This is a genomic window from Paracoccus sp. J39 (assembly GCF_000518925.1).
Classification (GTDB): domain Bacteria; phylum Pseudomonadota; class Alphaproteobacteria; order Rhodobacterales; family Rhodobacteraceae; genus Paracoccus.
Genome location: NZ_JAEN01000001.1, coordinates 254,968 through 278,883, shown reverse-complemented (window position 1 = coordinate 278,883; position 23,916 = coordinate 254,968). Strand labels below are relative to the sequence as shown.

Here is a 23,916-nt window from a genome sequence, read left to right as displayed (position 1 = left end):
CATCAGCGCACATGAAACGGCTGGGCAACGGCGTTGCATCCGATCCCTGGCTGGGCCCGCAGCCCTTCGAAAATGATGAGATTCTCCCTGCCCTCATCTTTTCCCGGAGCCGTGCCAAAATCAAGCAACCGACCGGTTAGAATTCCCAGGTTGTAGCGTCACCGGCTGCCGGCCGTCCTTGTCGCGGACAGTCCTGCCGCTTGCCCGTCGCCGATGTACGCGGCGGCGCCACTCGTCCCAAGGACGGGCAGGCATGCCGGGCCCGCGTCCCCCCAAAGGCTGGCATGAAACTTGCTCGGGTCGGGGCGTGCCAGCGCATGTGCTGCCTTGGGAGGGTCGATCGCCCAAGGCAATGCAGGACAAGCCACTGCGAGGGGAAACAGGGGAGGATTGCAGATGAACGCATCCAGTTACGACTACATCGTCGTCGGATCGGGCTCGGCCGGCGGCGTGATCGCCGGACGGTTGACGGAGAACGGGAAATACAAGGTCCTGTGTCTTGAGGCCGGAATCAAGGGCCCCGACTACATCTGGTCGATCCCGCCCTCCGGTAACGTCTTCATGGTCGCCAATCCGGCGGTCAACTGGTGCTACCGCTCGGAACCGCATGAAAGCCACGGCAACCGCCCGATCTATGTGCCGCGCGGCAAGATGCTGGGCGGCTCCAGTTCGCTTAACGGCATGGTCTACAACCGCGGCCAGCGCATCGACTACGACACCTGGGCGCAACTGGGCTGCCATGGCTGGGGCTATGAGGATATGCTGCCCTTCATGAAGAAGCTGGAAAATGCCAGCTTCGGCGAGGACCGCTATCATGGCCGCTCGGGTCCGATGAAGATCGGGCAGGCGTCCAAGCTTTCGCCCTTCTACGACCTGTTCATCCAGTCCGCCAACGCCACCGGCATCCCGTCGAACCCCGATTATAGCGGCGAAAGGCAATTCGGCGTCGCCATGGCGCAGCATTGCATCCATGGCGGCCGCCGCGAAAGCACGGCGACGCAATTCCTGGTCCCGGCCAGGAAGCGGCCGAACATGACCATCCTGACCGGCGCCGAGGCCATGTCGCTGGTCATGGAGGGCAAGCGCTGCGTGGGCGTCAAATACCGCCGCAACGGCAAGGTGGAAACCGTGCGGGCCCGTCGCGAAGTGATCGTCTCCTGCGGCGCGGCCAATTCCCCGAAGCTGCTGGAACTGTCCGGCATCGGCAATCCCGAGATCCTGCGCCAGCATGGCATCAAGCCGATCCACGACCTGCCCGGCGTGGGCGAGAACCTGCGCGACCACTATGCCGCGATCATGAAATGGCGCTTCAACAAGCCGGGGATCTCCATCGCCCGCAAGGGTCGCGGCTGGCGGCTATGGCTCGAGGCGCTGCGCTATGCGCTGCTGCGCAAGGGCTTCATCTCGCAGGGGATGGGGACGATGCGCGCCTTCGTCAAGTCGCGGCCGGAGCTTGAGGATGCGGATATCCTGATCGCAGCCGCCCCCTTCATCATCGAGCTGACCAAGAACGAGGGGCGGCGCATGTCGGCGATCGAAGGCTTCTTCATGTATTCGCATTTCGAGCGGACCGAGAGCACCGGCAACATCCACATCCGCTCGGCCGATCCCTTCGCACCGCCCAGCATCAACTATCGCTTCCTGCAGACCGAGAATGACCGGCAGGGCTCGATCGCCGCGGTCCGCAAGTCGCGCGAGATCGTCCAGGCGCAGCCGCTGGGCCAATATGTCGAGGAAGAGCTCGTGCCCGGTCCGCAATACCAGACCGACGAGGAAATCCTGACCTATCTGCGCGAACAGGGCAATATCGCGCATCACATGCTGGGAACCTGCAAGATGGGCAGCGATCCGATGGCTGTAGTGGACGAACGCCTGCGGGTGCATGGCATCGCGGGGCTGCGTGTCGCCGATGCCTCGATCATGCCGACCATGTTCTCGGGCAATACCAGCATCCCCTGCATGGTGATCGGCGAGAAATGCGCCGACATGGTACTGGCCGATGCGGCGTGAGGAGACGAAGATGCAACAGCAATCCCCCTGGAACGCCTATGCGATCTGCACCGTCACCCAGCCGGGGGACCGGCCGGCCAGCCTGACCTATCTGGACGGCCGCCCGGACGAGATCTGCTCCGGTTTCGACTATTTCTTCTGGGTTCTGGTCCGCGGCGACGAGGTGATCGTCGTCGACACCGGCTTTTCCGAGGCGGACTGCCGCAGGATTGGCCGGCAATGGAACGGCAGCCCGGCCGAGCTGCTGGCCCGGATCGGCATCGACGCGGCAAAGGTGACGCAGGTGCTGCTGACCCATGCCCATCCCGACCATGTCGGCAACCTGCACGAATTCCCGAACGCGACCTTCTGGATCCAGCAGGCCGAGATGGAATCGCTGGCCGGCGAGGACATGAGCCATGCCTTCTTCCGCCACGCCTATGCGCGCGAAGATGCCCTGGCCCTGATCGGCCTGCTCTACGACGACCGCCTGCGCTTCCTGGACGGCGACGGGACCTTCGCCGAGGGCGTGGACTATGCGCTTGTCGGCGGGCATGCGCGCGGCCAGATGGTGCTGCGGGTTGCAACCCGGCGCGGTCCGGTGCTGCTGGCCTCGGACGCGGTGCATCTCTACGAGGAGGCGCGGAGCGAACGGCCCTTCTTCGTGTTCCAGAACATGGAGGAGATGCTGGCCGGCTATCGCACCTGCCGCAGGCTTGCGGGCGAGGAACGCTTCCTGATCCCCGGCCATGACAAGCTGGTGAGCCGCCTTTATCCGCCGGCGCGGCCGGGACTGGAAGGGCTTATCATGGACCTGGCGGAAGATCCCGCCGAACCGCAGCCCGCGTCTTGAACCTTTCCCCGCTGCGGAACCGTCCGGCGACAGGACCGCGCCACTTGCAAGGAACACCACATGCGACCGAATGAACCACGCCCTGCCGAAGCGCCCAAGGAGCCGGTCCGTCTCGAACGGCCGATCGACGGGCGGATGCTGATCGACGGCGAACTGGTCGAAAGCGCCGGCGGCGCCTGGCTGGAAGCGACCAACCCCGCCACCGAGGACTATATCGGCCGTGTCCCCGACGGCAACGCCGCCGACATCGAACGGGCGGTTGCAGCCGCCGAAAAGGCGCAACGCGCATGGGCCGCCCTGTCCGTCGAGCAAAGGGCAGCCTATCTGAACGGCTTCGGCGACGCGATCCTGGCGCGGACCGACGAGTTGCTGGCGGCCGAAGTCTCGGACAGCGGCAACCCCGCCGCCTTCATGCTGGGCGACATCCGCGGCAGCGTGGCGCGGCTGCGCTATCTGGCAGGTCTGGGCAGCGAGCTTCAGGGCGCCACCATCCCGGTCGATCCGGGCAAGCTGCACCTGACGCTGCGCGAACCCTATGGCGTGGTGGGCCGCATCACCGCCTTCAACCATCCGATCGCGATGGCGGTCCACGGGCTTGCCGGCCCGCTGATCACCGGCAACACGGTGGTGCTGAAGCCCTCGGAACAATGCCCGCTATCCTCGGCCATCCTGGGCGAGATCGCCCGCGATGCCCTGCCGCCGGGAGTGCTGAACATCGTCAGCGGCGGGCGCGAGGCCGGCGATGCGCTGGTGCGCCACCCCAGGGTCAAGCGGCTGTCCTTCGTCGGCTCGGTCGGCACCGGGCTGGCCATCCAGCGCGCCGCCGCCGAAAGCGCGGTCAAGCACATCTCGCTGGAACTGGGCGGCAAGAACCCGTTCATCGTCTTCCCGGACGCACCCCTCGACAAGGTCGCGGCCGCAGCCGTCACCGGCATGAACTTCAGCTGGCAGGGCCAGTCCTGCAGCTCGACCAGCCGGCTGTTCCTGCATGAGGACATCCATGACGAGGTGTTGGCCCGCATCGTCGATATCGTCGAGGCGATCAGGGTCGGCGATCCCTGCGACTGGGGCACGCGGATGGGCGCCATCGTCTCGAAGGCGCAGCTCGAGCGCGTCGAGGGTTTCATCCGCTCGGCCCGGGACGAGGGCGCAAGGCTGGTCGCCGGCGGCGAGCGTCCGCAGGGCCCCGGCTTCGACAAGGGTTACTGGATGCGTCCGACGGTGTTCGCCGACGTGACACAGGACATGCGCATCGCGCGCGAGGAAATCTTCGGCCCGGTGCTGTCGGTGCTGCGCTGGTCGGATTTCGACCAAGTGATCGAGATGGCCAATTCGGTCGAATACGGGCTGTCCGGTGCGGTCTGGACCGGCGACCTGTCAAACGCGCTGCGCACGGTAAAGGCGCTGAAATCCGGCTATCTCTGGGTCAATGACGTCGCCTCGCATCCTCGCACCGTGCCCTTCGGCGGCTTCAAGAACAGCGGCATCGGGCGCGAGCGGGGCCTGTCGGAACTGGCCTCCTTCACCGAGGAAAAATCCGTCGGTATCGTCTTCTAGGGGCCGCGATGCGAGGCCGTCGGCACGGCAAGGGGCTGATACGCTCGGCGTCGGCGCATGGCACAAGACTTGCGCATCCTCGGTGATCCGGGTGCCGCCCGGGTCACCAACGAGGAGGAAAAGCATGAAGACCAGACTATTCTCGATCATGCTGGCGGCCGCGCTGTCCAGCGCCCCGCTGGTCGCCGTCGCGCAGGAACCCGAACCGATCCGGATCATCCAGTCCACCAGCAGCGCGGCTTTTATGCCCTATCTGACCGCCCTGACCATGGGTTATTTCCACGATGCCGGGCTGGAACCAGAACTGATCACCACCTCCAGCGGCGCCAAGGTCGTGGCGGCCGTGGCCGGAGGCTCTGCCGATATCGGCATGACGGCGGCGAGCACCACGCTCTTCCTGCGGCAGGCGGGCGTCGATGTCCGCCTGTTGGCCCCGGTCGCCCGGCAATACACCACCGGCCTGACATTCTCGGACCAATGGGCGGCAAGCAACGGCGTGACGGCCGACAGCCCGGTCTCCGACAAGCTGGCGGCCCTGAAGGGTGGCCGGTTCGGCGTGCCCGGCGGCGACGCAGGCGAGCATGTCTTGCGGTATCTGACGATCCTGGCGGGCCTGAATCCCGAACAGGACATCACCATCGTGCCCCTTGGCAGCAATGCCGCCGCCTATCAGGCAGCGATGGGAAACGGGCAGATCGACGGTTTCACGCTGTCCTCGCCAGCACCCGAACTGGCGATGAAGAACCTGAACGCGGTCTATGCCTTCAACCTGGCGGCAGGAGAGGTAAAGGAGCTTGACGGTTTCCTTTACACCGTCGCCATGACCAACGGCGCCTGACTGGATCAGAATCCCGGGGCCGCAGCCAAGGTAGTCAAGGCGATCGAACTGGCAGCCTCGGCCATGCGCGACGACAAGACCTCGGCCCAGGCCCGCGACAAGGTCCGCGAGCGTTATTTCGAGAGCATCGATCCCGAGGTTTTCGATCAGATTTGGGAACAGGCCCGCGCATTTGCCCCCGTGCAGATGCAGATCGAGCGCGCCGATGTCGAAAGGGTGGTGGATTTCGTCAATCTTTTTGCCAGCGAGTCGAAGCTCGACCCCGGCATCATCGAGAACAGCTACTACGTCGCGCCGTAAGACGGGGGCCGGCGCTCATCCCCGGCCCCTTGATCCTTCTCCAGGCCGGCAATGCCGGCCCTGCATGCGCTCCTAGACGGCCAGATAGCCGCCATCGACGGGCATGACGATGCCCGTCACATAGGAAGCCGCCGGCGAGGCCAGGAACAGCACCGGAGCGGCCAGTTCCTCGGGCCGCCCCGGCCGCTTCAGCGGCGTATGCGCCATCAGCCCCGCCATGGCCTCGGGATTGGCGCTGGTGGGTTGCGTCAGCGGCGTGTCGATGAAGCCCGGCGCCACCGCGTTGACCCGGATGCCCTTGGGCGCCAGTTCGCAGGCCAGCCCCTTGGTCATCTGCGCCACCGCCCCTTTCGATGCCGAATAGCCGACCAGGTTGGCGCCGGACACGAAGGACATGATCGAGGCCAGGTTGACGATGGCGCCGCGGTTCTGTTCGAGCTGATCCAGAAACGCCCCGACCATGTTGAGCGCGCCGGTGGCATTGATCGCCAGCATCTGCGCCCAGGCCTGTTCCGCGCCCGGATCGGTGATCGGCATCCTGCGGATGATGCCGGCATTGTTGACCAGCGCCGAAATAGCGCCCTCGAGCGCAACCTCGGCGGCAAGGGCCGCGCAGGCCGCCCGATCGGACACGTCCAGCACCCGGCCGGTGGCGCGGCCCGCGTCCCCGGCATTGATGGCGGCGACCGTCTCGTCCAGCGCCTCGGCAATCACGTCGCAGGCCCAGACCCGCGCACCGGCCCGGGCGAAGGCCGTGGCGATGGCGGCGCCGATGCCTCGGGCGGCGCCCGTCACCACCACCGATGTTCCGGAAAATTCCAGCGGCATGCGTTCTCTTCTCGTCAAGGACTACGGTTCTGAAGAACCCCGGCCACATCCTGCAGCCGGGGCGATTTTTCCGGGGTCGTGCAACGGGCCTGGCCCCTACATGGTCGAGGGCAACCAGGTGATGAGCCCGGGGAACAGCACCAGCAAGAAGATCAGGATCAGGTGCGCGACCACATGCGGGAGCGAGCCATGGAAGATCTGCCCCACCGGGATGCCGGTATATTTCGAGATCACGAAGACGTTCAGCCCGAATGGCGGCGTCACCATGCCCAGTTCGGCCGTGACGATGACGATCACCGCGAACCAGTAGGGGTCGAAACCCAGGCTGTTCATGAGCGGCACCATGATCGGAACCGTCAGGATCAGCATGGTAATCATGTCCATGAAACAGCCCAGCACCACGTAAAGCAGGATCGCGAAGGCCAGCACCGCCCAGCGGCTCATGCCGATGTCGGCAACGAACTGGATCAGGCTTTGCGTCATCTGCGTCAGCGTCACGAAATAGCCGAAGACCGAGGCGCCGATGATGATGAGCGCGATCATGCAACTGGTCTCGGCCGACGTCCTGACCGCCTTGGCCAGCTTGTGCGCCGGCACCCGCCGCCACAGGCACAAGAGCAGCGCGGCCAGCGCGCCGATGGCCGAGGTCTCGGTCGGGGTGGCGATTCCAGTATAGATCGCGCCGATCACGACGATGAACAGGAGCAGGAAGCTCCAAGTGTTACGCAAAGACCTGATCTTTTCGCCCAGCGAATAGCGCTGCCCGGCCGGCGCGTGGTCGGGGTCCATGCGGACCAGGACCAGCACGGTCAGGATGATGGTGATCGTCACCAGGATGCCCGGCACCAGCCCGGCGATCAGCAGGTGCGAGACGCGCAGATCGGCGATCAGCGCATAGAACACCATGGCCACGCTGGGCGGGATCAGCATGGCCAGCGTGCCCGAGATCGCCGCCACCCCGGTCGCCAGCCGCTTGTTGTAGCCCTGCTTCAGCATCCCCGGAATGCTGGTCGAGGCCAGCGTCGCCGCGGCGGCGGTGCTGGAGCCCGAGACAGCGCCGAAGATCGCCCCGGTCAGCGCCGTGGCATGCGCCAGACCGCCGGGCGTGCGCCCAACCCAGATCTTGGTGACATCGAACAGCTCGTCGGTAACGCCGCTGACGGTAATCAGGTTCGCCATCAGGATGAACATCGGAATGGCGATGAGCGCGTAGATCTGCACCGAGGACAGCGGCGAGGTGGTCAGCAGGCCGGCAATCATGTCCGGCCCCAGAAGCATGTAGATGCCGATGCCGCCCGAAACCAGGAAGGTCAGCGCGACAGGCAGGCCGACCGCCATCAGGAGGACGAAAAGGCCAAGTGCGACGGTGGTTGCCATTATTCCGCTCCGGGTGCGACGGGGTCGCTATAGGGGTTGTGGCGTTGAGGATAGGCGACCTGAATGTCACTGGTCGCGCAGGTGTAGAGGTTCGCGATGACCGCATGGATGACACGCAGCGACATCAGGCCCATGCCGATCGGCACGATGATCTTGCTGGGCCAGATCAGCAGCGGATAGACGCCGCCGGTGGTGTCCGACAGGCGCCAGCTTTCATGCGTCACGACGGCTCCAGCCCAGGCGATCTGCACCAGGAACACCAGCGACAGCGCCAGCGAAAGCGCCAGGATGCCGTTGAACAGCCGCTGCGGCAGCGTGTTCGCCACCGCATCCACCGCGATATGCGCGCCTTCGCGCATCGCGATGGAGAAGGCGAAGAAGGCCGAGGCAGGCAGCAGATACAGCACGACGACGTCCTGCACGAAGGCCAGCGGGCTGTGGAAGGCATAGCGCAGCAGCGCATCGGCCGTGACCAGCAGCATCATGGCGACGATGGCGGCCGAGGCGATCCCCATCATCAGCCTCTCGATCAGGGTCAGCATCCGGTCCGTGCCCAGGATCGCCTTTTTCAGGCCGCTATCCTTGTCCGGTGTTTTAAAGCTGGTGCTCATGGCACTCTCTCCAGGTTGCGAAACCCTTCGGTCGGAAGGGTCCGGGTGATGCCATCATTTCCCCAGCGCCGCCTTGTAGGCTTCCAGCGTCTCGGTGCCGGGCCGCCCCTGCTTGTCGAGATTGGCCGCCCAGTCCGCGGCGACAGGCGCCAGCAGCGCGTCCATCTCTGCCCGCATCGCATCGTCAACATGCGTCACCTCGACCCCGGCCGCGATGGCGCGCTCCATGGCGGCAACTTCTTCCTTGTCCATGAATTCGCAGGCGCTGACTTCCGCCACCTTGCCGGCCTCGATCATCGCTGCCTGCACGTCCGGCGGCAGCGACTGGAACTTCTTCTCGGAAACGGCCAAGAACATCGAGGCGCTGCCGAGCGGATAGCCGGTCAGCGAATGTTTCGCCACCTCGTGCAGACCGTAGTAGTCCACGAAGGCCATATAGGCCAGCGTCGCTGCATCGACCGTGCCGCGAGCGACGGCATCATAAATCTCGCCAGCCGGAATCTTGACGCCGATGGCGCCCAGCTTGGCCACCGCAAGCTCCATGCCCGGGCCGGCCACGCGGATCTTGGCGCCCTTGAAGTCCTGCATCGACTTGATGGGGCGGGTGCCGTCGATCGAATAGGGCGGGAACACCATGTAGGAAAGCACGCGGATGTTCGCAGGCTTGTATTCGCTCTCGTAGACCTTGGTGCCAACCTCCGCGGCGGCCCGGAATGCCTTGCTGGCGGCGCAAGAGCTTTCGGCCAGGCCCGGCATTTCCAGGATCCCGGTCAGGGGGATCTTGTCGGCGAAATATCCCGGCACGATCTCGGCCACGTCCACGACACCAAGCTGCGTGGCACCCAGCAACTCGGTGGATTTGCCAAGCTGCTCCGACGGGAAATACTGGAACTGCACCTTGCCGCCCGTGCGCTCGGTCAGCTCGTCCATGAAAACCTTGGTGCCATGGGCGCCGACGAAGTGCGTCGGCGGCACCATTCCGCCCAGCCGAAGCGAGATCTGGTCCTCGGCCGCAGCCACACCCGTCGCCCCGACCAGCCAGCACATCCCGAGCCCGAAAGCAGTCAATCTGTTCTTCATTGGTTTCCTCCCATCATGGCCTCTGGCGTCCCCCCGGATCGCCGATCATGGCCCCGCCCCCGGTTCAGCAAATTGCGTGCCAGCCGGCCTCCAGCCAGCGCGGACCGCTCAGCGGTGAATTTCAACGCAGTGCCGGAAGAAGGCCCGCGCATTCACTCACCCTCTGGCACGGAGTTTGCTGCGGCAGCGGCGGAGAATCGGCGATCCGGCAGCGGACGTCCATTCCCACGTTGCTGGGAGGAACGAAATGAACAAGACACTTGCGGCTTTCTCACTCTGTGCATTGCTCGGCATGCTTCATGATGCAGCTGCCGATGAGAGCATCACTCTGCGGCTGGGTGGTTTTCTGCCACCCACCCATTTCGTAGGCGCCCATGGCACCAAGGTCTTCATGGACAAGTTGACCGAGCGCACGGGCAGCAAGGTGCAGTTCCAATATTTCCCCACAGAACAGCTCGCAAAATCCACCGAGCTGCTGGGCGCGGCGCAGCTGGGCGTCATCGACGTCGCCGAGATCGCCCCCAGCTATTTCGCCGACAAGATCCCGTTGACCGGGATCCTGGAGATGCCGGGCCTGGCCGAAAGTTCTTGCGCCGCCAGCAAGGCGTTCCGGGCCATTGCCGATCCGGGAACACCTCTTCATGACAGCGAATACAAGCCGGCCGGCATACGGATTCTCTCTTATATGGCGCTGCCGCCCTATTCAATCCACGGTCGCAAGCCGATCCACGCAGTCGCGGATTTCAAGGGCATGAAGATCCGCCCCGCCGGAGCCGGCATGGAGCTTGCGGTGGCCAGGCTGGGCGCGGCCGGGGTGAAGATTCCGAACGGCGAGGTCTATGATGCCGTCGCCCGCGGCACGGTGGACGCTTCGATGCTGGCCTTCATGGCCTCGGTTGACTACATGGGGCTTCCCGAAGTCGCGAAGTATTCTCTGACCGGCTACACATTTGGCCATGGCTCGGTCTTCCTGGGCATTTCCGAGAAGAAGTTCCAGTCGCTGCCGCCGGATGTGCAGGAAGCGATGATCGAGGCCGGGAAGGTGGCGGAAGTCAGCGCCTGCGAATTCATGGACAAGGAAGAAGCCGCGGCCATTGAGCGCGCCGTCAAAGCCGGCGTCGAGGTCACGCATGTTGACGATGCGATGCGGGCGGAGATGGACGCGCTGCTGGCGCCTATCGCCGCGGATTGGGCGGCCAATCTCGACAAGCAGGGTCGTCCCGGCACCGAGACGCTGGAAGCCTACAAGGCGGCGCTGGGGAAATGAGCCGCCGGCCGAGTTCCGCATCACGGCGAAACCCGGCCATCGGCAACCTTCGGTAGGGCCGGTCCCGGCGCCTCGAGCAGCGGCGTTTGCCCGGCCCCCCGACATGCGTGATCCTGGCCGGTATGCCTTCCGACCACGGGTGACGCGACTGCGAGGATCGGACGACAGAATGCCCAAAGACACGAAGACCCCCGAGGACGAAATTGCGGCCCCGCCGAAAGTCCGCGAAAGGCATCTCGTGGTTTTCGGCTTCCTGATGCTGGCCCAGCTTGTCGCCACGCTGGACAACCAGATCGTCGCGACCGCGCTGCCGACCATCGTCGGCGAACTGGGGCAGCCGCAATATTTCAGTTGGCTGATCCTGGCCCATATCCTGGTGCAATGCGCGGTGATGCCGATCTATGGCAAGCTGGGCGACATGTTCGGGCGGAAATATCTGTGCGTCGCCGCCCTGATGATCTTCGCCACCGGCTCTTTGGGCTGTGCGGCAAGCTGGTCGGCGGGCAGCCTGATCGCGGCGCGGTCGTTCCAGGCGGTGGGGACCGGCGGGTTGCTGGTCTCGGTCTTCGCGGTCAATGCCGACCTGTTCGAGCCGGCCCGACGCGCCCGGTTCCAAAGCTATCTCAGCCTGATGCTGGTCTTCGGATCGTTCTCGGGGCCGGTGCTGGGCGGGCTGCTGACCGAGGCTTTCGGCTGGCGCTCGGTGTTCTTCATCACCGTGCCGCTCAGCCTGGCGGGCATCCTGGGCTTTCTGAAATACCTGCCTCAGCGCGGGTCGAGGCGGCGGCCGGTGATCGACTATGTCGGCGCGGCGGCGCTGGCGCTTACCGTCACGCTTCTGGTGATCTGGATGGACAGCGCCAGGATCTTCGGCAGTTTCGCGGCGCCGGCCAGCATGGCGCTAGCGGCCGGGACCGTTGCCGGCGGCCTTGCCTGGGTGCAGATCGAGCGGCGCGCGCAAGAGCCGGTCATGCCGCTGGCCCTGCTTGCAAGCCGCCAGTTCGCGCTGCTGGTGGTCTGCACCCTGTGCTGCGGGGCGATCTCGATCGGGCTTATCAACTATCACGCCTATTTCTTGCAGATGGCCGTTGGGCTGACCCCCTCGCAGGCCGGGCTGTTCTTCATCGCAATCACGGTGGGTGTCACCTGCGGCGCCCTTATTGCCGGTCGGCTGATGTCCTTGGGCTGGCATTTCACGCGGCTGTTGCGCTGCTCGCTAGCGATGAGCGTCGTCATGCTGAACATATTCGCGCATCTTTCGGCAAACGTGCCATTGGCCGGCTTGGCCATGGCTTTCGTGTTGCAGGGCATCGCCACCGGGCTATCGATGAACGCACCGATATTGGGCGCGCAAGTAATCGCCCTGTCACACGACATGGGTGCCGCGACCGGCGCGATCTCGCTGGTGCGGATGGTCGGCGCGGCCCTCGGCATCGCCGTTTATGGCGCGATCCTGGCGGCGGGCCGGGCGGGGCTGCACCTACCTGGCGGCGACGGGGCGCTGACGCCGGCGGCCCTTGCCGCCCTGCCTTTGCAGATTCGCGAGTTGGTCGTGGCGCAATCGGTCGCATCCTTCGCGACCCTGTACCGGATCGCGGCCTGCCTCGCGGCATTCGGCTTTCTGATTACCTTGTTCATGCGCCGGCCGGCAGGTTGATCGCTTCGCGGGCCGAGACAGCGACGTGCCGCTGGCCGATGCCGAAAACGCCTGCGACCGGCGGCATCCTGGGCGGTTTGCGGCCGCGCACACCGGCCACGCCTCCTGACAATGTCTCAGCCCGCGGCGATATATACGCTTTTCTCGTAAAGGAAGCCCTCGATATGGCCCTGCCCACCCTTCATGCCATATCCGCTCTCCTTGTAGCCGCTGAAACCGACTGCCGGATCGGCCAGCCCATAGCTGTTGATCCACAGCTTACCAGCCTTGATGCCATGCATCATCCGGGTCGCGGTGCTTAGATTGGTCGTCCAGATGCCGCCGCCAAGGCCGAAATTCGTGTCATTGGCCAGCCTCAGCGCCTCTTCCTCGGTGTCGAAGGGAATAACCGAGGCGACAGGGCCGAAGATCTCTTCTCGCGCGATGGTCATGTCATTGTGGACATTGCTGAAGACGGTCGGCGCAATGAAATAGCCGTCCGCCAGATCGCCTCCCAGCCGGCTGCCGCCTGCCCGCAGATCCGCGCCTTCCAAACTACCAACCGAGACATAGTGCATCACCCGCTCTAATTGACGCTGCGAGACAAGAGGACCCAGTTGCACATTCGGATCGAAGGGGTCACCCACGACGATTCCCTTGCTGAACTCGACCATCCGGGCCAGAAACTCCTCTTGGATGGTGCGCTGGACGAAGATGCGGGTCCCGGCTGAACAGATCTGGCCGGAATTGGTAAAGACACCCATGGCCGCGCCGGGCACCGCCTTGTCGAGATCCGCGTCGGCAAAGATCACGTCGGGCGACTTGCCGCCCAGTTCCACCTGTACACGCTTCATGTTGACCGTAGAGGCCTTGACGATCTCGCGCCCGGTGGCGGTCGAGCCAGTAAAAGCGATGCGATCCACATCGGGATGGGCAGCCAAGGCCGCACCGGCCTCGGCGCCGAGGCCGGTTACGACATTTACCACCCCTTCTGGCACACCGATCTCAGCCAGCAGTTCCGCCATACGCAGCACGGTCAGCGACGCATCCTCGGCGGACTTGATCACCGCCGTGCAACCGGTTGCCAGGGCGCCGCCCACGATTCCCCAGAAGCTGATAAGCGGCCCGTTCCACGGGATGACCCCGCCGACGACACCCACCGGCGCCTTCAGAGTGAGCGTGGTGACATTGCCAGGTAGCGAGTTCGGAATCGTGCTGCCGGTCCAGCTTACCGCCTGCGCAGCAAGGTAGCGGATCATGGCCAGCAAGCCAGCTTTCATGCCACAGGTCCGCGCAATCGGCGCTCCCATATCGAGCGATTCCAGTGTGGCAAGCTCGTCGAAATTTTTCTCCACGACCTCGGCGATTCGCATCATCAGCGTCATCCGCTGTTGCGGAGTGAAACGGCCCCACGGCCCCTCGAATGCACGCCGTGCTGCGGCAACTGCGGCATCGACATCCTCCTTGCGACCGCGCGCAAGTGTAGTCAATACCTTGCCGGTCGCCGGGTTGAATGTCTCGATACTCTCCCCGGAAGCGGATGGCCGCCATGTGCCGTCGATAAAATGCTGCTTGTTTGGATCGGCTAGGAACTGTGGTTGTCCTGCCTTTGTCCTGTTATTCAATTTCTGTTCCTCGCTAGATCTTGTGGTTATCGAGAACGCAGTTCGAGCTGTTCAGGAGCCGCTGTCATCGTGCTCCTGTAAGCCGATACGAAGGGTTTCTGCGCAATAACTATGCCAATGACGACTCAAAGGAAGCCCCACTGCTGCTGCGGCTCGCGAGCGGCCGGAAAGGGTCGGGGATGTCAGCCACGGTCCGTCGCCAGCTTTGCACCCTCTATGCCTTTGGCTGCCTACCCTGGATCAATAGCGGTAGATCGTCTCGTGGCAGACGCGGTGGCGATGGCTCTCAAACCGCGTGCGCCCGGCGATCTGTTCCGGCAACCAGCCTTTCTGCAGGCGGTCGATCGTAGGCGCCGTCTGCCGTGACGCTGCCAATCTCCTGGCCCTCCGGTATCTGGCTGAGAAGGTCGGGCAGCATCAGCGCATCGCCGGTATAGCTCCCGGTGATCTCGACGGCTCGAACCTCCAGCCTTTGCTCGTCTATCCCGAGATGGATCTTGCGCCAGACGCGCCGTTTCGGGCCACCGTGCTTGCGTGCATGCCATTCGCCTTCGCCCTCAACCTTGATGCCGGTGCTGTCGATCAGCAGGTGCAACGGCCCTCCGGAGCCGCGATACGGGATGTCCACGGCGAGCGGCGAGACTGCGTGCTGAAGTCGGGCACCGACCAGCCAAGGCCAGCCAAGCGCAACAAGCTTTCGACGAACCTGGAAACCACCCATCAGGACATCGACGCGGTCGTGGACGTGCATCTGCGCGGCGCGCTGGAGTTCTCGCGCCCGATCATCGCCCGGCAGGCCGAGACCGGCGGCGGCGCCGTCATCTTCACCGCCTCGATGGCCTCCTACATGAGCCTGCCCTATGTGATGGGCTACACGGTCGCCAAGACCGCCCTGCTGGGCGTCGTGTGCGCGCTTTCGGCCGAGTTCGCCGGCCACAACGTCCGGGTGAATGGCATCGCGCCGGGCTGGATCGACACGCCGCTTTATCGCGGGGCGACCGGCACCGATCCGGCCCGCAAGGCCAAGGCGCTCGGCCGGATCCAGATGGGCCGCATCGGCGAGGTCGAGGATGTCGGCTGGACCTGCGTCTTCCTGGCCTCGGACGCCGCCGCCTATATCACCGGCCAGTCGGTGGCCGTGGACGGCGGGGCGCTGGCCGGGTTCTGATCTTCGGGCTTGGCGGGAGACAGCGCTCGCTACCCAAGCCGCAGAGGCCTCGGTCGGAAGGGGGGTAAGGCCGCCGTAATGCACTCATCCCGCCGCGCGTGTATCCTTCAATGCAGCATCTGGGCCGGCCAAGAGGTCAATAACGAGCGGCTGCGCAATGGTGGCTGCCGATCTGACGCTGGGCAAGCTGATCCTGACGGAGGCTGCGCGGGAACCGGCAGCCACAAACCGAACAGCCCGGCGATCGGCCTGCTGCCCGTCGACTGGCTGCTGTGAAGCCCGTAGGGTGGATGGAAATCACTGATGGTGCAAGCGTGAAGGGCGGAGGCTGTGTAAAAAGCACCCGTTTTATGCTACCCTTCGGCATGGTTGGGGGGTTGCACCTCGGGTTTCATAAAGGGCGTGAATTGGGATCAGACGGCGCTTTTCCCTCTGAAGGACTGAATCGGCGAAGATCGCCCTGTCCGTGTCGTCGTCGATGATCTCGCTCTGGCCTCCCTGGGTTTCCACACCACATCCCGGCGATCCGACCGGGGCACGAACTGCTTGTATTGCCCGATAACATGGCGAAACGCCGCTCGCCCCATATTATCGAGCTTTGTAAAATGCTGCTGTTCCGCCCGTGAGGCCCGCCAGGCGGGGAAATGATTGAAAGTGCATGATCGGAGGTTCTGCCGCCTGAGAGGCTGAGAGCAGACAGACGATATTTATTCCGATACCGAATGATGCCGGGCAGCCGGTTTGTTGGCGGCTCGGAAACCGCCACAATAAATGCCTGGATCCCTGGCGGGGTGCAGCGCCTGCGAGACTATCCCCCCTCGATCCTCTGCCTGTCGATGCGATAGACCCGTGCCCTGTCCGGATCGACGCAGCGAGGCAGGCGATACTGATACGATCTCTGCTCACCGCCGGGGATCAGCAGGCCCGCATCGCCCAGAAGTTTCGCGGCCAGGCCGGCGGGCATGCCGGAGGCGATGTCCGTCCGGAAGGCCTCGATGCCGAGATAGATCCAGCGCGCATCACACCAGCCGATCGCGTCCGGATCCGGCTCGGCTCCCGGCAGGCACAGGCGGTGGCGGTTGCGGCGCAGATATCCGGCCAGGCGCACGGCCATGGCCTCGGCAGTCGAGGGCGGACGCGCCGCATGGGCTTTGTGCCAGATCACCGCGATCTCGACGAGGGCACTGGTCGCCGTGCCTTTCCGCCAGGGCAGGATGCCGAGCCGGCTGCCGATTTCGCCAGCCGCGGCGATCAGCGCCAGACGGTTCAGAACGCGCAACACCGGGCCCTCTTTCGCATCCGGGGGCAGCCCGATCGCCGCCAGCATCACGTTGCGCAGGCGCGTGATCATGGGACGCAGGGTCTCCGTCATCAGGCCGTGTTGCGCGATGATCCTTTGCACGAATGCCGGCAGGACATGTCCGTAATGCTCTCTCGCAGCAGTCTGAAGCGCCTCGGCTGTGAACCGGCGTGCAAAATTGACCCCGTAACGGGGTAATCGGCTTCCCAAAATGACCCCCCTTACGCTGATGGTCATGATGCCTCCGAGGCTATCGGGGGGCACAGTGTGGGATGCTGGTTGTGGAGACGATTGCGAAGATCCGCCGGGCGTATTTCCAGGACAAGAAGTCGATCAAGCATATCTGCCGAGAGCTGCGGGTATCGCGGAACACGGTTCGGAAGGTGATCCGGTCCGGCGCAACGGAGATGACTTACGAGCGAACCGTCCAACCGCAGCCGAAGATCGGTCCCTGGAAAGGCAAGCTCGACGAGATGCTGNGCCGAACTACCCGAATATGTGATCGCAGAGGCGCGCGCCGCGCCGGTCGCGGCGTTGCCCATCCGCGCTGCGGCGGCTAGGGTCGCTGGCGCAATCGCCGAGACATGGGCCCAAGCCGTGACCACAAGACTGATCCCCATGGCGCTGATCGCGCTGATCGCCCTGCCGCTGCCGCAGGGCGCCCTCGCCGCGCCCATGCTGGCCCAGGCCGAACAGCCCGCGCCCCCGAACGGCGAGCGGCCGGCGCACCGCCCGGCCGCGCCGGCGCCCGAGCTGCGCGGTCTTTCCGGCCCCTATCTGGCCGCGCGCATGGCGGCGATCCAGAACGACTATGCCCGCGCCGCGCATTACTATCTGCAGGCGCTGGCCCAGGATGACAGCGACGGCTATCTGCAGGACAGCGCCATGGTCGCGCTGATCTCGGCCGGAGAGATGGAGCGTGCCACCGCCCTGGCCGGCACCATGTCCGACCAGGGCCGCGCCACCGAGCTGGCCCGGCTGGTGCAGCGCGCCGAGATGGCTCGCGCCGGTCGCTGGGACGCGCTGCTGGCCGCCATCGACGCCGCCCCCCCGCCCGAGGACGAGGCCGGCGCGCCCGGCGGCGGCATGCTGGTCGACGGCATGATGCGGGCCTGGGCACTGCTGGGCGCCGGCCGGGCGGGCGAGTCGCTTTCCGCCTTTAAGAAACTGGCCGAGCTGCGCGGCGCCGAGCCGATGGTGAACTATCACCTGGCGCTGGCCAAGGCACGGGTCGGCGATTTCGAGGGCGCCGAGCTGCTGCTGGCCGATCCGGCCACAGGGGCGCATATCCTGGGCGTCGTGGCCCGCGCGCAGGTGCTGTCGCAGCTTGAGCGCAACAGGGATGCCATCGCCATGCTCGAAGCCACGCCGGGCTTCACGGAAGAGCCGCATCTGGTCGCCCTGCGCGACCGCATGGCCCGGGGCGAGACGCTGCCCTTCGATTCGATCCGCACGCCCTCGGACGGCATCGCGCAGGTCTTCCTGACCTTCGGCTCGGTTCTGGCGACCAGCGACGAACCCGACCCGCTGGCGCTGATCCATGCCCGGCTGGCCGAATATCTCGCCCCCGACCTGGGCGAGGCGCGGCTGCTGGCGGCGCAGCTCCTGCAGGGTTTCGGCCAGTTCGACCTTGCCGAGCGCGAATTCGAGAAGCTGCGCGAACTGGGCGACATGCGCCCCGTCGCCGAGCTGACCCGCATCGACGCGCTGGCCCGGGCCGAGCGGCTGGCCGATGCCGAAAAGGCCGCGCTGGCGCTGACCGCCGCCCATCCCGAGCTGGCGCAGGGCTGGATCGCGCTTGGCGACCTCTTGCGCCAGCAGGACAAGTTCGGCCAGGCGGTCCCGGCCTATGACAAGGCGCTGAGCCTCATCGGCGAGGACAATCCCGAGGCGCGCTGGTTCCCGCTCTATGCCCGCGGCATCGCGCTGGAACGCGCGGGCCAGTTCCCCAAGGCCGAGGCCGACTTCCGCGCCGCGCTGAAGATCCGCCCCGATTCCGCGCAGGTGCTGAACTATCTGGGCTACAGCCTGGTGGACCGCAACGAAAAGCTGGACGAGGCCCTGAAGCTGATCCAGCGCGCGGTCGAACTGCGGCCGGATGACGGCTATATCCTCGATTCGCTGGCCTGGGCCTATTTCCGCCTCGGCCGCTATCAGGAAGCCGTGGCGCCGATGGAGCGGGCCGTCGCAGCCATGGCCAGCGATTCGCTGGTCAACGACCATATGGGCGACATCTACTGGATGGTCGGCCGCAAGCGCGAGGCCGAGATCCAATGGCACCGCGCCCTGTCGCTGAAGCCGGAAACCGAGGCCGAGGCCAGCCGCATCCGCGCCAAGCTCGAGCGCGGGCTGGATGCGGTGCTGGAGGAGGAAAAGGCCAATGGCGGCAAGCTGCCCGAACCGCGCGCCCCCGAAACCCGCTCGCCGGACCCTGCCCGGGCCGACTGAGCCATGCCCCTGCCCCGGCGCGAGGCGGCCCCCGCCAAGCTGAACCTGACCCTGCATGTCACCGGCCGCCGCCCGGACGGCTATCACCTGCTCGATTCGCTGGTGGTGTTCCTGGAGCTGGGCGACGTGGTGACGGTCGCGCCGGGCCCCCTGTCGCTCAGCCTGACCGGCCCCTTCGCCCAGGGCCTCGCGGCCGAGCCCGACAACCTTTGCCTGCGCGCCGCGCGTCTGGCCGGGCGCGAGGCGCGGATCACCCTGGAAAAGAACCTGCCGGTGGCTTCGGGCCTCGGCGGCGGTTCGGCCGATGCGGCGGCGGTGCTGCGCGCGCTGGAGGCCGGGCCCGCGCGGCTGGAAACGCTGGGCGCCGACCTGCCCGCCTGCCTTGCCAGCCGGCCGGTGCGGATGCGGGGCCTGGGCGAGGTCCTGACGCCGCTGCCGCCCCTGCCGGCGCTTCATGTGCTGCTGGTCAATCCGGGGCGCGGCCTGCCGACCCCCGCCGTGTTCAGGGCACTGGCACGGCGCCACAATACGCCCATGCCCGAACCGCTGCCGGATTTTCCCGACGCCGGCGCGCTGATCGCCTTCCTGCAGGATTGCCGCAACGATCTCGAGGCGCCGGCCATCGCCCTGATGCCGGCAATCTCGGACTGCCTCGCCGCGATCCGGGCCGAAGGCGCGGCGCTTGCCCGCATGTCCGGCTCGGGCGCGACCTGCTTCGGGCTTTTCGCCAGCGCGGCCGCGGCCGAGGCTGCCCGCGCCCGCATCGCCGCGGCAAATCCCGGCTGGTGGGTGGCCGCATCTGGACTTGCGCCGGCAAAGCTCTAACCTGCCGTAAAAATCCGAGAGGGGAAACCATGCTGCGCCTCGGCGTCAATATCGACCACGTCGCCACCATCCGCAACGCCCGCGGCACGCCCTGGCCCGACCCGGTGCGCGCGGCGGAACTGGCCGAAGAGGCCGGCGCCGACGGCATCACCGCGCATCTGCGCGAGGATCGGCGCCATATCTCGGACGCGGATATCGACCGGCTGATGGCTGCGCTGCAACTGCCGCTGAACCTGGAAATGGCCGCGACGGCGGAAATGCAGGCCATCGCCCTGCGCCACCGCCCGCATGCCGTCTGCATCGTCCCCGAAAAGCGCGAGGAGCGCACCACCGAGGGCGGGCTCGACGTCGCCGGCAACGAAAGCTACCTGGCCGATTTCATCGCCCCCCTGCGCGAGGCGGGCTGCCGGGTGTCGCTGTTCATCGGCCACGAGCAGGAGCAGATCGAGGCCGCCGCCCGCATCGGCGCCGCGGTGGTGGAGCTGCATACCGGCGCCTATTGCGATTTCGACACCGAGGGGCGGCTGGCCGAACGCGACCTGGAACTGGAAGCCCTGCGCAAGGGCGCGGCACAGGCGTATCTTCTGGGGCTCGAGGTCCATGCCGGGCATGGCCTGACCTTCGACACGGTCGGCCCCGTCGCCGCCATCCCCGAGTTGCGCGAGCTGAACATCGGCCATTTCCTGATTGCCGAATCGGTCTTTCTCGGCCTCGGCCCGGCGATCCGCGAGATGCGCCGCCGCATGGACGCGGCCCGCCCCTGATTTCTTCGTTGCCCAAATACCCATGTCACCACAGGACCAACCAGGCGCATGATTCTCGGCATAGGCTCGGACCTCTGCAACATCGACCGCATCGCCGGGGTGCTGGACCGCCACGGCGACCGCTTCCGGCAGCGGGTCTTCACCGAGACCGAGCTGGCGCTGGCCCGCCGCCGCCGGCAGGAAGCCGCGACCCTGGCCAAACGCTGGGCCGCCAAGGAAGCCTGTTCCAAGGCGCTGGGAACCGGGCTCGCCATGGGGATCAGCTGGCGGGACATGGCGGTCAGGAACCTTTCGACCGGCCAGCCCACCATGCAGCTGACGGGCTGGGCGGCCGAGCGGCTGGCGGCGATGACGCCCTCCGGCCATCGCGCGCATGTGCATGTCACGCTGACCGACGACCACCCCTGGGCGCAGGCCTTCGTGGTGATCGAGGCGCTTCCCGACAGCGTGAAGACGACGGCATGAGGACGGGCACGGCTTGACTTTGCCGTCCCCCGCACCCCATGAACGCGCGACTTGCCGATGAAGGGAATGGCATCCATGGCGAAAAGCGTAGCCCGCAAGGATGGGGGCATCTGGGAAACCGTCAAGACCATCTTCTGGGCGCTGGTGATCGCGGGGGTGTTCCGCACCCTGTTCTTCCAGCCGTTCTGGATTCCCTCGGGCAGCATGAAGGACACGCTGCTGATCGGCGATTTCCTGTTCGTGAACAAAATGGCCTATGGCTATTCGCGGGTCTCCTGCCCCTTCGCGCTCTGCCCGATCTCGGGCCGCATCCTGGGTTCCGAACCCGAGCGCGGCGATGTCGTGGTCTTCCGCCACCCGACGCGGGGCGACGATTTCATCAAGCGGGTGATCGGCCTGCCCGGCGACCGCATCCAGATGAAGAACGGCGTGCTGTGGATCAACGGGCAGGAGGTGCCGCAGCAGCCCGCCGGCACCTTCACCGAACCCTACGCGCCGCAGGGCCCGCAGCAGACCCTGCCGAAATGCCGCAACGAGCCGGTGCCCGAGGGCGCGGCCTGCGAAAAGGACCGCCATACCGAGACGCTGCCGAACGGGCTGACGCATGACGTGCTGAACATCTTCGACAACGGTCCCGGCGACAACACGGCCGAGTTCACCGTGCCCGAGGGGAATTACTTCTTCCTGGGCGACAACCGCGACAATTCCGGCGACTCGCGCTGGCCGGCGGCGGTGGGCGGGGTCGGCATGGTGCCGGCCGAATACCTGATCGGCCGCGCCGACCGGATCATGTTCTCCTCGGCCGGGAAATCGCTTCTGTATTTCTGGACCTGGCGTCCGGACCGGTTCCTGAAGGCCGTGAACTAAGGGAAGAATTGCCGCGGCGCCCCGCGCCGTGGCAGGATCGGGACATGAAGATTTCTGCAGACCTGCGCGCATTCTCGGAACGGCTGGGGCATGAATTCTCGCGCCCCGAATTGCTGCGCCGCGCGCTGACGCATGGCTCGATCGCCAGCGCCACCCGGCCCGACAACCAGCGGCTGGAATTCCTGGGCGACCGGGTGCTGGGCCTGACCATGGCCGAGGCGCTGTTCTTGGCCGACCGCGCCGCGACCGAGGGCCAGCTGGCGCCGCGCTACAACGCGCTGGTCAAGGGTGAGACCTGCGCCGCCATCGCCCGCGAGATCGGGCTGGGCGAGGTGCTGAAGCTGGGCCGGTCCGAGATGATGTCGGGCGGCCGGCGGAAAGAGGCGCTGCTGGCCGACGCCATGGAGGCGGTGATCGCCGCCGTCTATCTGGATGCCGGCTTCGAGGCCGCGCGCAGCATGGTGCTGAGGCTCTGGTCCAGCCGGCTCAAGAACGTCGAAAGCGACGCCCGCGACGCCAAGACCGCGCTGCAGGAATGGGCGCAGGCGCAGGGCATGACCCCGCCGCGCTATCTCCAGACCGCGCGCACGGGCCCGGACCACGCCCCGGAATTCGAGATCACCGTCCGGCTGGACGACGGCCGCGAGGCCGCCGCCCGCGGCAAGGGCACCAAACGCAGCATCGAACAGGCGGCCGCCGCCGCGCTGCTCGAGCAGATCGAAAGAACGACATGAGCGAAACACGCGCGGGCTTCGTCGCCCTGATCGGCGAGCCGAATGCCGGGAAATCCACCCTGCTGAACCGCATGGTCGGGGCCAAGGTCTCGATCGTGACCCACAAGGTGCAGACCACCCGCGCCCGCATCCGCGGCATCGCCATGCGCGGCGCGAGCCAGATCGTCTTCGTCGACACGCCCGGCATCTTCCGCCCGCGCCGGCGGCTGGACCGCAGCATGGTCAAGGCGGCCTGGGGGGGCGCGGCCGATGCCGACGTGATCCTGCTCTTGATCGAGGCGCACCGCGGGCTGACCGACGGCGCGCAGGCGATCATCGACAGCCTGCGCCAGCATGCCGGCCAGACCCCGGTGGCGCTGGTCATCAACAAGATCGACCGGGTGAAGTCCGAGGCGCTGCTGGCGCTGTCGCAGCAGCTCAACACGGCTTTCGACTTCACCCGCACCTTCATGATCTCGGCCGAAAAGGGCTATGGCTGCGACGACCTGCTTGACTGGCTGGCGCAGGAAGTGCCCGAGGGGCCCTGGCTTTACCCCGAGGACCAGGTGGCCGACCTGCCGATGCGCATGATCGCCGCCGAGATCACCCGCGAGAAGCTGACCCTGCGCCTGCACGAGGAAATCCCCTATCAGCTGACGGTGGAAACCGAACGCTGGGAGGAGAAGAAGGACGGCTCGGCCCGGGTCGAGCAGGTGGTCTATGTCGCCCGCCCCGGCCACAAGGGCATCGTCCTGGGCAAGGGCGGCGAGACGATCAAGGCCGTGGGCCAGGCGGCGCGGGCCGAGCTGGCCGAGTTCATGGGCCGCCCCGTCCACCTGTTCCTGCAGGTGAAGGTGCGCGAGAACTGGCTGGACGAAGCCGAGCGCTATAACGAGATGGGCCTCGACTTCCGCGACGGCGATGCCTGAGCCGCGGCTGGCCGCCGGCATCTGGGTCGCGGCCTATCTGCGCCGGCTGGGGCTGGCCGACATCCCGGCCTATGTCGCCCGGCACGGCGACGACACCGCGGGCAGCGTGATGGTGAAATGCGCCACGCTGGACGGCCGCGCCAGCCTGTGGATCCGCGAATGGGATTTCGAGACCGACCGGCGGATCTGGCTGCAGTTGAACGAGGCCGGTGAGCCCGAGATCGACGCCGAGATCGCCCGCAACGCCGCCCGCGACCCCGACCTGTGGGTGATCGAGATCGAGAGCCGCGACGGCCGCACCCTGCTGGACGAGGACGGGCTGGCTTGAACCGCCCGAATGAGTATTTGGAAAACGGTGAAAGGGTCGGCGGACTCGTCCGGCTTGACGGGCGGCATGGGTATTCGGGGAGCAAAGAAGCCGAGGTTCGGACCGGTTCCGTGCGATGGAAGCGTGACGCCGCGCGCATGCCGCGCGA

At 66.1% G+C, this 23,916-nt stretch carries 22 protein-coding genes and 2 pseudogenes; 17 read left to right on the top strand and 7 right to left on the bottom strand.

Translation table 11 applies throughout. From position 1 onward, the window contains the following. The first annotated feature begins 396 nt into the window (after positions 1-396). From L632_RS0101380 to L632_RS0101360, 5 genes are all read left to right on the top strand, one after another. Positions 397-2,010, top strand: coding sequence for a GMC family oxidoreductase (locus L632_RS0101380; protein WP_028716211.1), 1,614 nt, complete (start codon positions 397-399; stop codon positions 2,008-2,010). Between the two features lie 10 nt (positions 2,011-2,020). Next, positions 2,021-2,842, top strand: coding sequence for an N-acyl homoserine lactonase family protein (locus L632_RS0101375; RefSeq protein ID WP_028716210.1), 822 nt, complete (start codon positions 2,021-2,023; stop codon positions 2,840-2,842). A 60-nt stretch (positions 2,843-2,902) separates the two neighbouring features. After that, positions 2,903-4,399, top strand: a complete 1,497-nt coding sequence (locus L632_RS0101370; protein ID WP_028716209.1) for an aldehyde dehydrogenase family protein — start codon at positions 2,903-2,905, stop codon at positions 4,397-4,399. 124 nt (positions 4,400-4,523) lie between these two features. Further along, positions 4,524-5,237, top strand: a complete 714-nt coding sequence (locus L632_RS23385; protein WP_028716208.1) for an ABC transporter substrate-binding protein — start codon at positions 4,524-4,526, stop codon at positions 5,235-5,237. Between the two features lie 63 nt (positions 5,238-5,300). Then, positions 5,301-5,537, top strand: coding sequence for a hypothetical protein (locus L632_RS0101360; RefSeq protein ID WP_028716207.1), 237 nt, complete (start codon positions 5,301-5,303; stop codon positions 5,535-5,537). A gap of 72 nt (positions 5,538-5,609) precedes the next feature. Here the strand turns inward: L632_RS0101360 and L632_RS0101355 are convergent, their stop codons facing one another. The 4 genes from L632_RS0101355 to dctP (L632_RS0101340) all read right to left on the bottom strand — a co-directional run bounded on the left by L632_RS0101355 (position 5,610) and on the right by dctP (L632_RS0101340) (position 9,433). Further along, a complete protein-coding gene (locus L632_RS0101355) occupies positions 5,610-6,365 on the bottom strand; it encodes an SDR family NAD(P)-dependent oxidoreductase (RefSeq protein ID WP_028716206.1) in 756 nt (251 codons plus the stop codon). Positions 6,366-6,461: 96 nt separating this feature from the next. Beyond that, on the bottom strand, positions 6,462-7,742 hold the full coding sequence (locus tag L632_RS0101350) for a TRAP transporter large permease (RefSeq protein ID WP_028716205.1): 1,281 nt from the start codon (positions 7,740-7,742) through the stop codon (positions 6,462-6,464). Then, positions 7,742-8,353, bottom strand: a complete 612-nt coding sequence (locus L632_RS21830) for a TRAP transporter small permease (protein ID WP_036696977.1) — start codon at positions 8,351-8,353, stop codon at positions 7,742-7,744. Before L632_RS21830 ends, L632_RS0101350 begins: the two co-directional genes overlap by 1 nt. Before the next feature lie 54 nt (positions 8,354-8,407). Further along, complete coding sequence (gene dctP / locus L632_RS0101340; RefSeq protein WP_232220941.1) at positions 8,408-9,433, bottom strand: TRAP transporter substrate-binding protein DctP; 1,026 nt, start codon at positions 9,431-9,433, stop codon at positions 8,408-8,410. Positions 9,434-9,680: 247 nt separating this feature from the next. Between dctP (L632_RS0101340) and dctP (L632_RS0101330) the strand changes: the two genes are divergently transcribed. Both dctP (L632_RS0101330) and L632_RS21825 read left to right on the top strand, forming a co-directional pair. Then, positions 9,681-10,700: a TRAP transporter substrate-binding protein DctP gene (gene dctP / locus L632_RS0101330; protein WP_084648036.1), complete on the top strand. Its 1,020-nt coding sequence runs from the start codon at positions 9,681-9,683 to the stop codon at positions 10,698-10,700. A gap of 169 nt (positions 10,701-10,869) precedes the next feature. Then, positions 10,870-12,357, top strand: coding sequence for an MFS transporter (locus L632_RS21825; protein ID WP_051476340.1), 1,488 nt, complete (start codon positions 10,870-10,872; stop codon positions 12,355-12,357). 116 nt (positions 12,358-12,473) lie between these two features. On the opposite strand, the gene L632_RS0101320 is transcribed toward L632_RS21825, so the two are convergent. After that, positions 12,474-13,961 carry an aldehyde dehydrogenase gene (locus tag L632_RS0101320; RefSeq protein ID WP_036696974.1) on the bottom strand — a complete coding sequence of 496 codons (1,488 nt, stop codon included), beginning with the start codon at positions 13,959-13,961 and terminating at the stop codon, positions 12,474-12,476. A 289-nt stretch (positions 13,962-14,250) separates the two neighbouring features. Continuing rightward, positions 14,251-14,666 (bottom strand): annotated as a pseudogene (locus L632_RS21820) (transposase); the annotation flags it as partial. Between L632_RS21820 and L632_RS21815 the strand changes: the two are divergent. Beyond that, entirely contained in the window at positions 14,608-15,129 is a 522-nt protein-coding gene (locus L632_RS21815; RefSeq protein ID WP_051476338.1) for an SDR family NAD(P)-dependent oxidoreductase, read from the top strand. The pseudogene L632_RS21820 and the gene L632_RS21815 sit on opposite strands and share 59 nt — an antisense overlap. An 808-nt stretch (positions 15,130-15,937) precedes the next feature. On the opposite strand, the gene L632_RS0101305 is transcribed toward L632_RS21815, so the two are convergent. Beyond that, positions 15,938-16,666 carry a hypothetical protein gene (locus L632_RS0101305; protein WP_232220940.1) on the bottom strand — a complete coding sequence of 243 codons (729 nt, stop codon included), beginning with the start codon at positions 16,664-16,666 and terminating at the stop codon, positions 15,938-15,940. 35 nt (positions 16,667-16,701) lie between these two features. On the opposite strand from L632_RS0101305, the pseudogene L632_RS0101300 reads away from it, so the two are divergent. The 9 genes and pseudogenes from L632_RS0101300 to L632_RS0101260 form a co-directional block, all read left to right on the top strand. Beyond that, positions 16,702-16,923, top strand: a pseudogene (locus L632_RS0101300) (IS21 family transposase); the annotation flags it as partial. A gap of 103 nt (positions 16,924-17,026) precedes the next feature. Next, positions 17,027-18,877 (top strand): tetratricopeptide repeat protein, encoded by a 1,851-nt coding sequence (locus tag L632_RS0101295; RefSeq protein WP_232215700.1) that lies wholly within the window; start codon positions 17,027-17,029, stop codon positions 18,875-18,877. A 3-nt stretch (positions 18,878-18,880) separates the two neighbouring features. Continuing rightward, positions 18,881-19,702, top strand: coding sequence for a 4-(cytidine 5'-diphospho)-2-C-methyl-D-erythritol kinase (locus tag L632_RS0101290; RefSeq protein ID WP_028713348.1), 822 nt, complete (start codon positions 18,881-18,883; stop codon positions 19,700-19,702). Positions 19,703-19,731: 29 nt separating this feature from the next. Further along, positions 19,732-20,466, top strand: coding sequence for a pyridoxine 5'-phosphate synthase (locus L632_RS0101285; protein WP_028713347.1), 735 nt, complete (start codon positions 19,732-19,734; stop codon positions 20,464-20,466). Positions 20,467-20,514: 48 nt separating this feature from the next. Then, positions 20,515-20,931 (top strand): holo-ACP synthase, encoded by a 417-nt coding sequence (acpS, locus tag L632_RS0101280; RefSeq protein WP_028713346.1) that lies wholly within the window; start codon positions 20,515-20,517, stop codon positions 20,929-20,931. Between the two features lie 66 nt (positions 20,932-20,997). Then, positions 20,998-21,798, top strand: coding sequence for a signal peptidase I (lepB, locus tag L632_RS0101275; protein WP_028713345.1), 801 nt, complete (start codon positions 20,998-21,000; stop codon positions 21,796-21,798). A 44-nt stretch (positions 21,799-21,842) separates the two neighbouring features. Beyond that, complete coding sequence (rnc, locus tag L632_RS0101270) at positions 21,843-22,532, top strand: ribonuclease III (protein ID WP_028713344.1); 690 nt, start codon at positions 21,843-21,845, stop codon at positions 22,530-22,532. Then, the gene (gene era / locus L632_RS0101265; RefSeq protein WP_028716199.1) at positions 22,529-23,440 is read left to right on the top strand and encodes a GTPase Era; all 912 of its coding nucleotides are present in this window, start codon (positions 22,529-22,531) and stop codon (positions 23,438-23,440) included. Before rnc ends, era begins: the two co-directional genes overlap by 4 nt. Beyond that, entirely contained in the window at positions 23,433-23,768 is a 336-nt protein-coding gene (locus L632_RS0101260) for a DUF1491 family protein (protein WP_028713342.1), read from the top strand. The genes era and L632_RS0101260 overlap by 8 nt, the downstream gene beginning before the upstream one ends. Positions 23,769-23,916 lie beyond the last annotated feature (148 nt).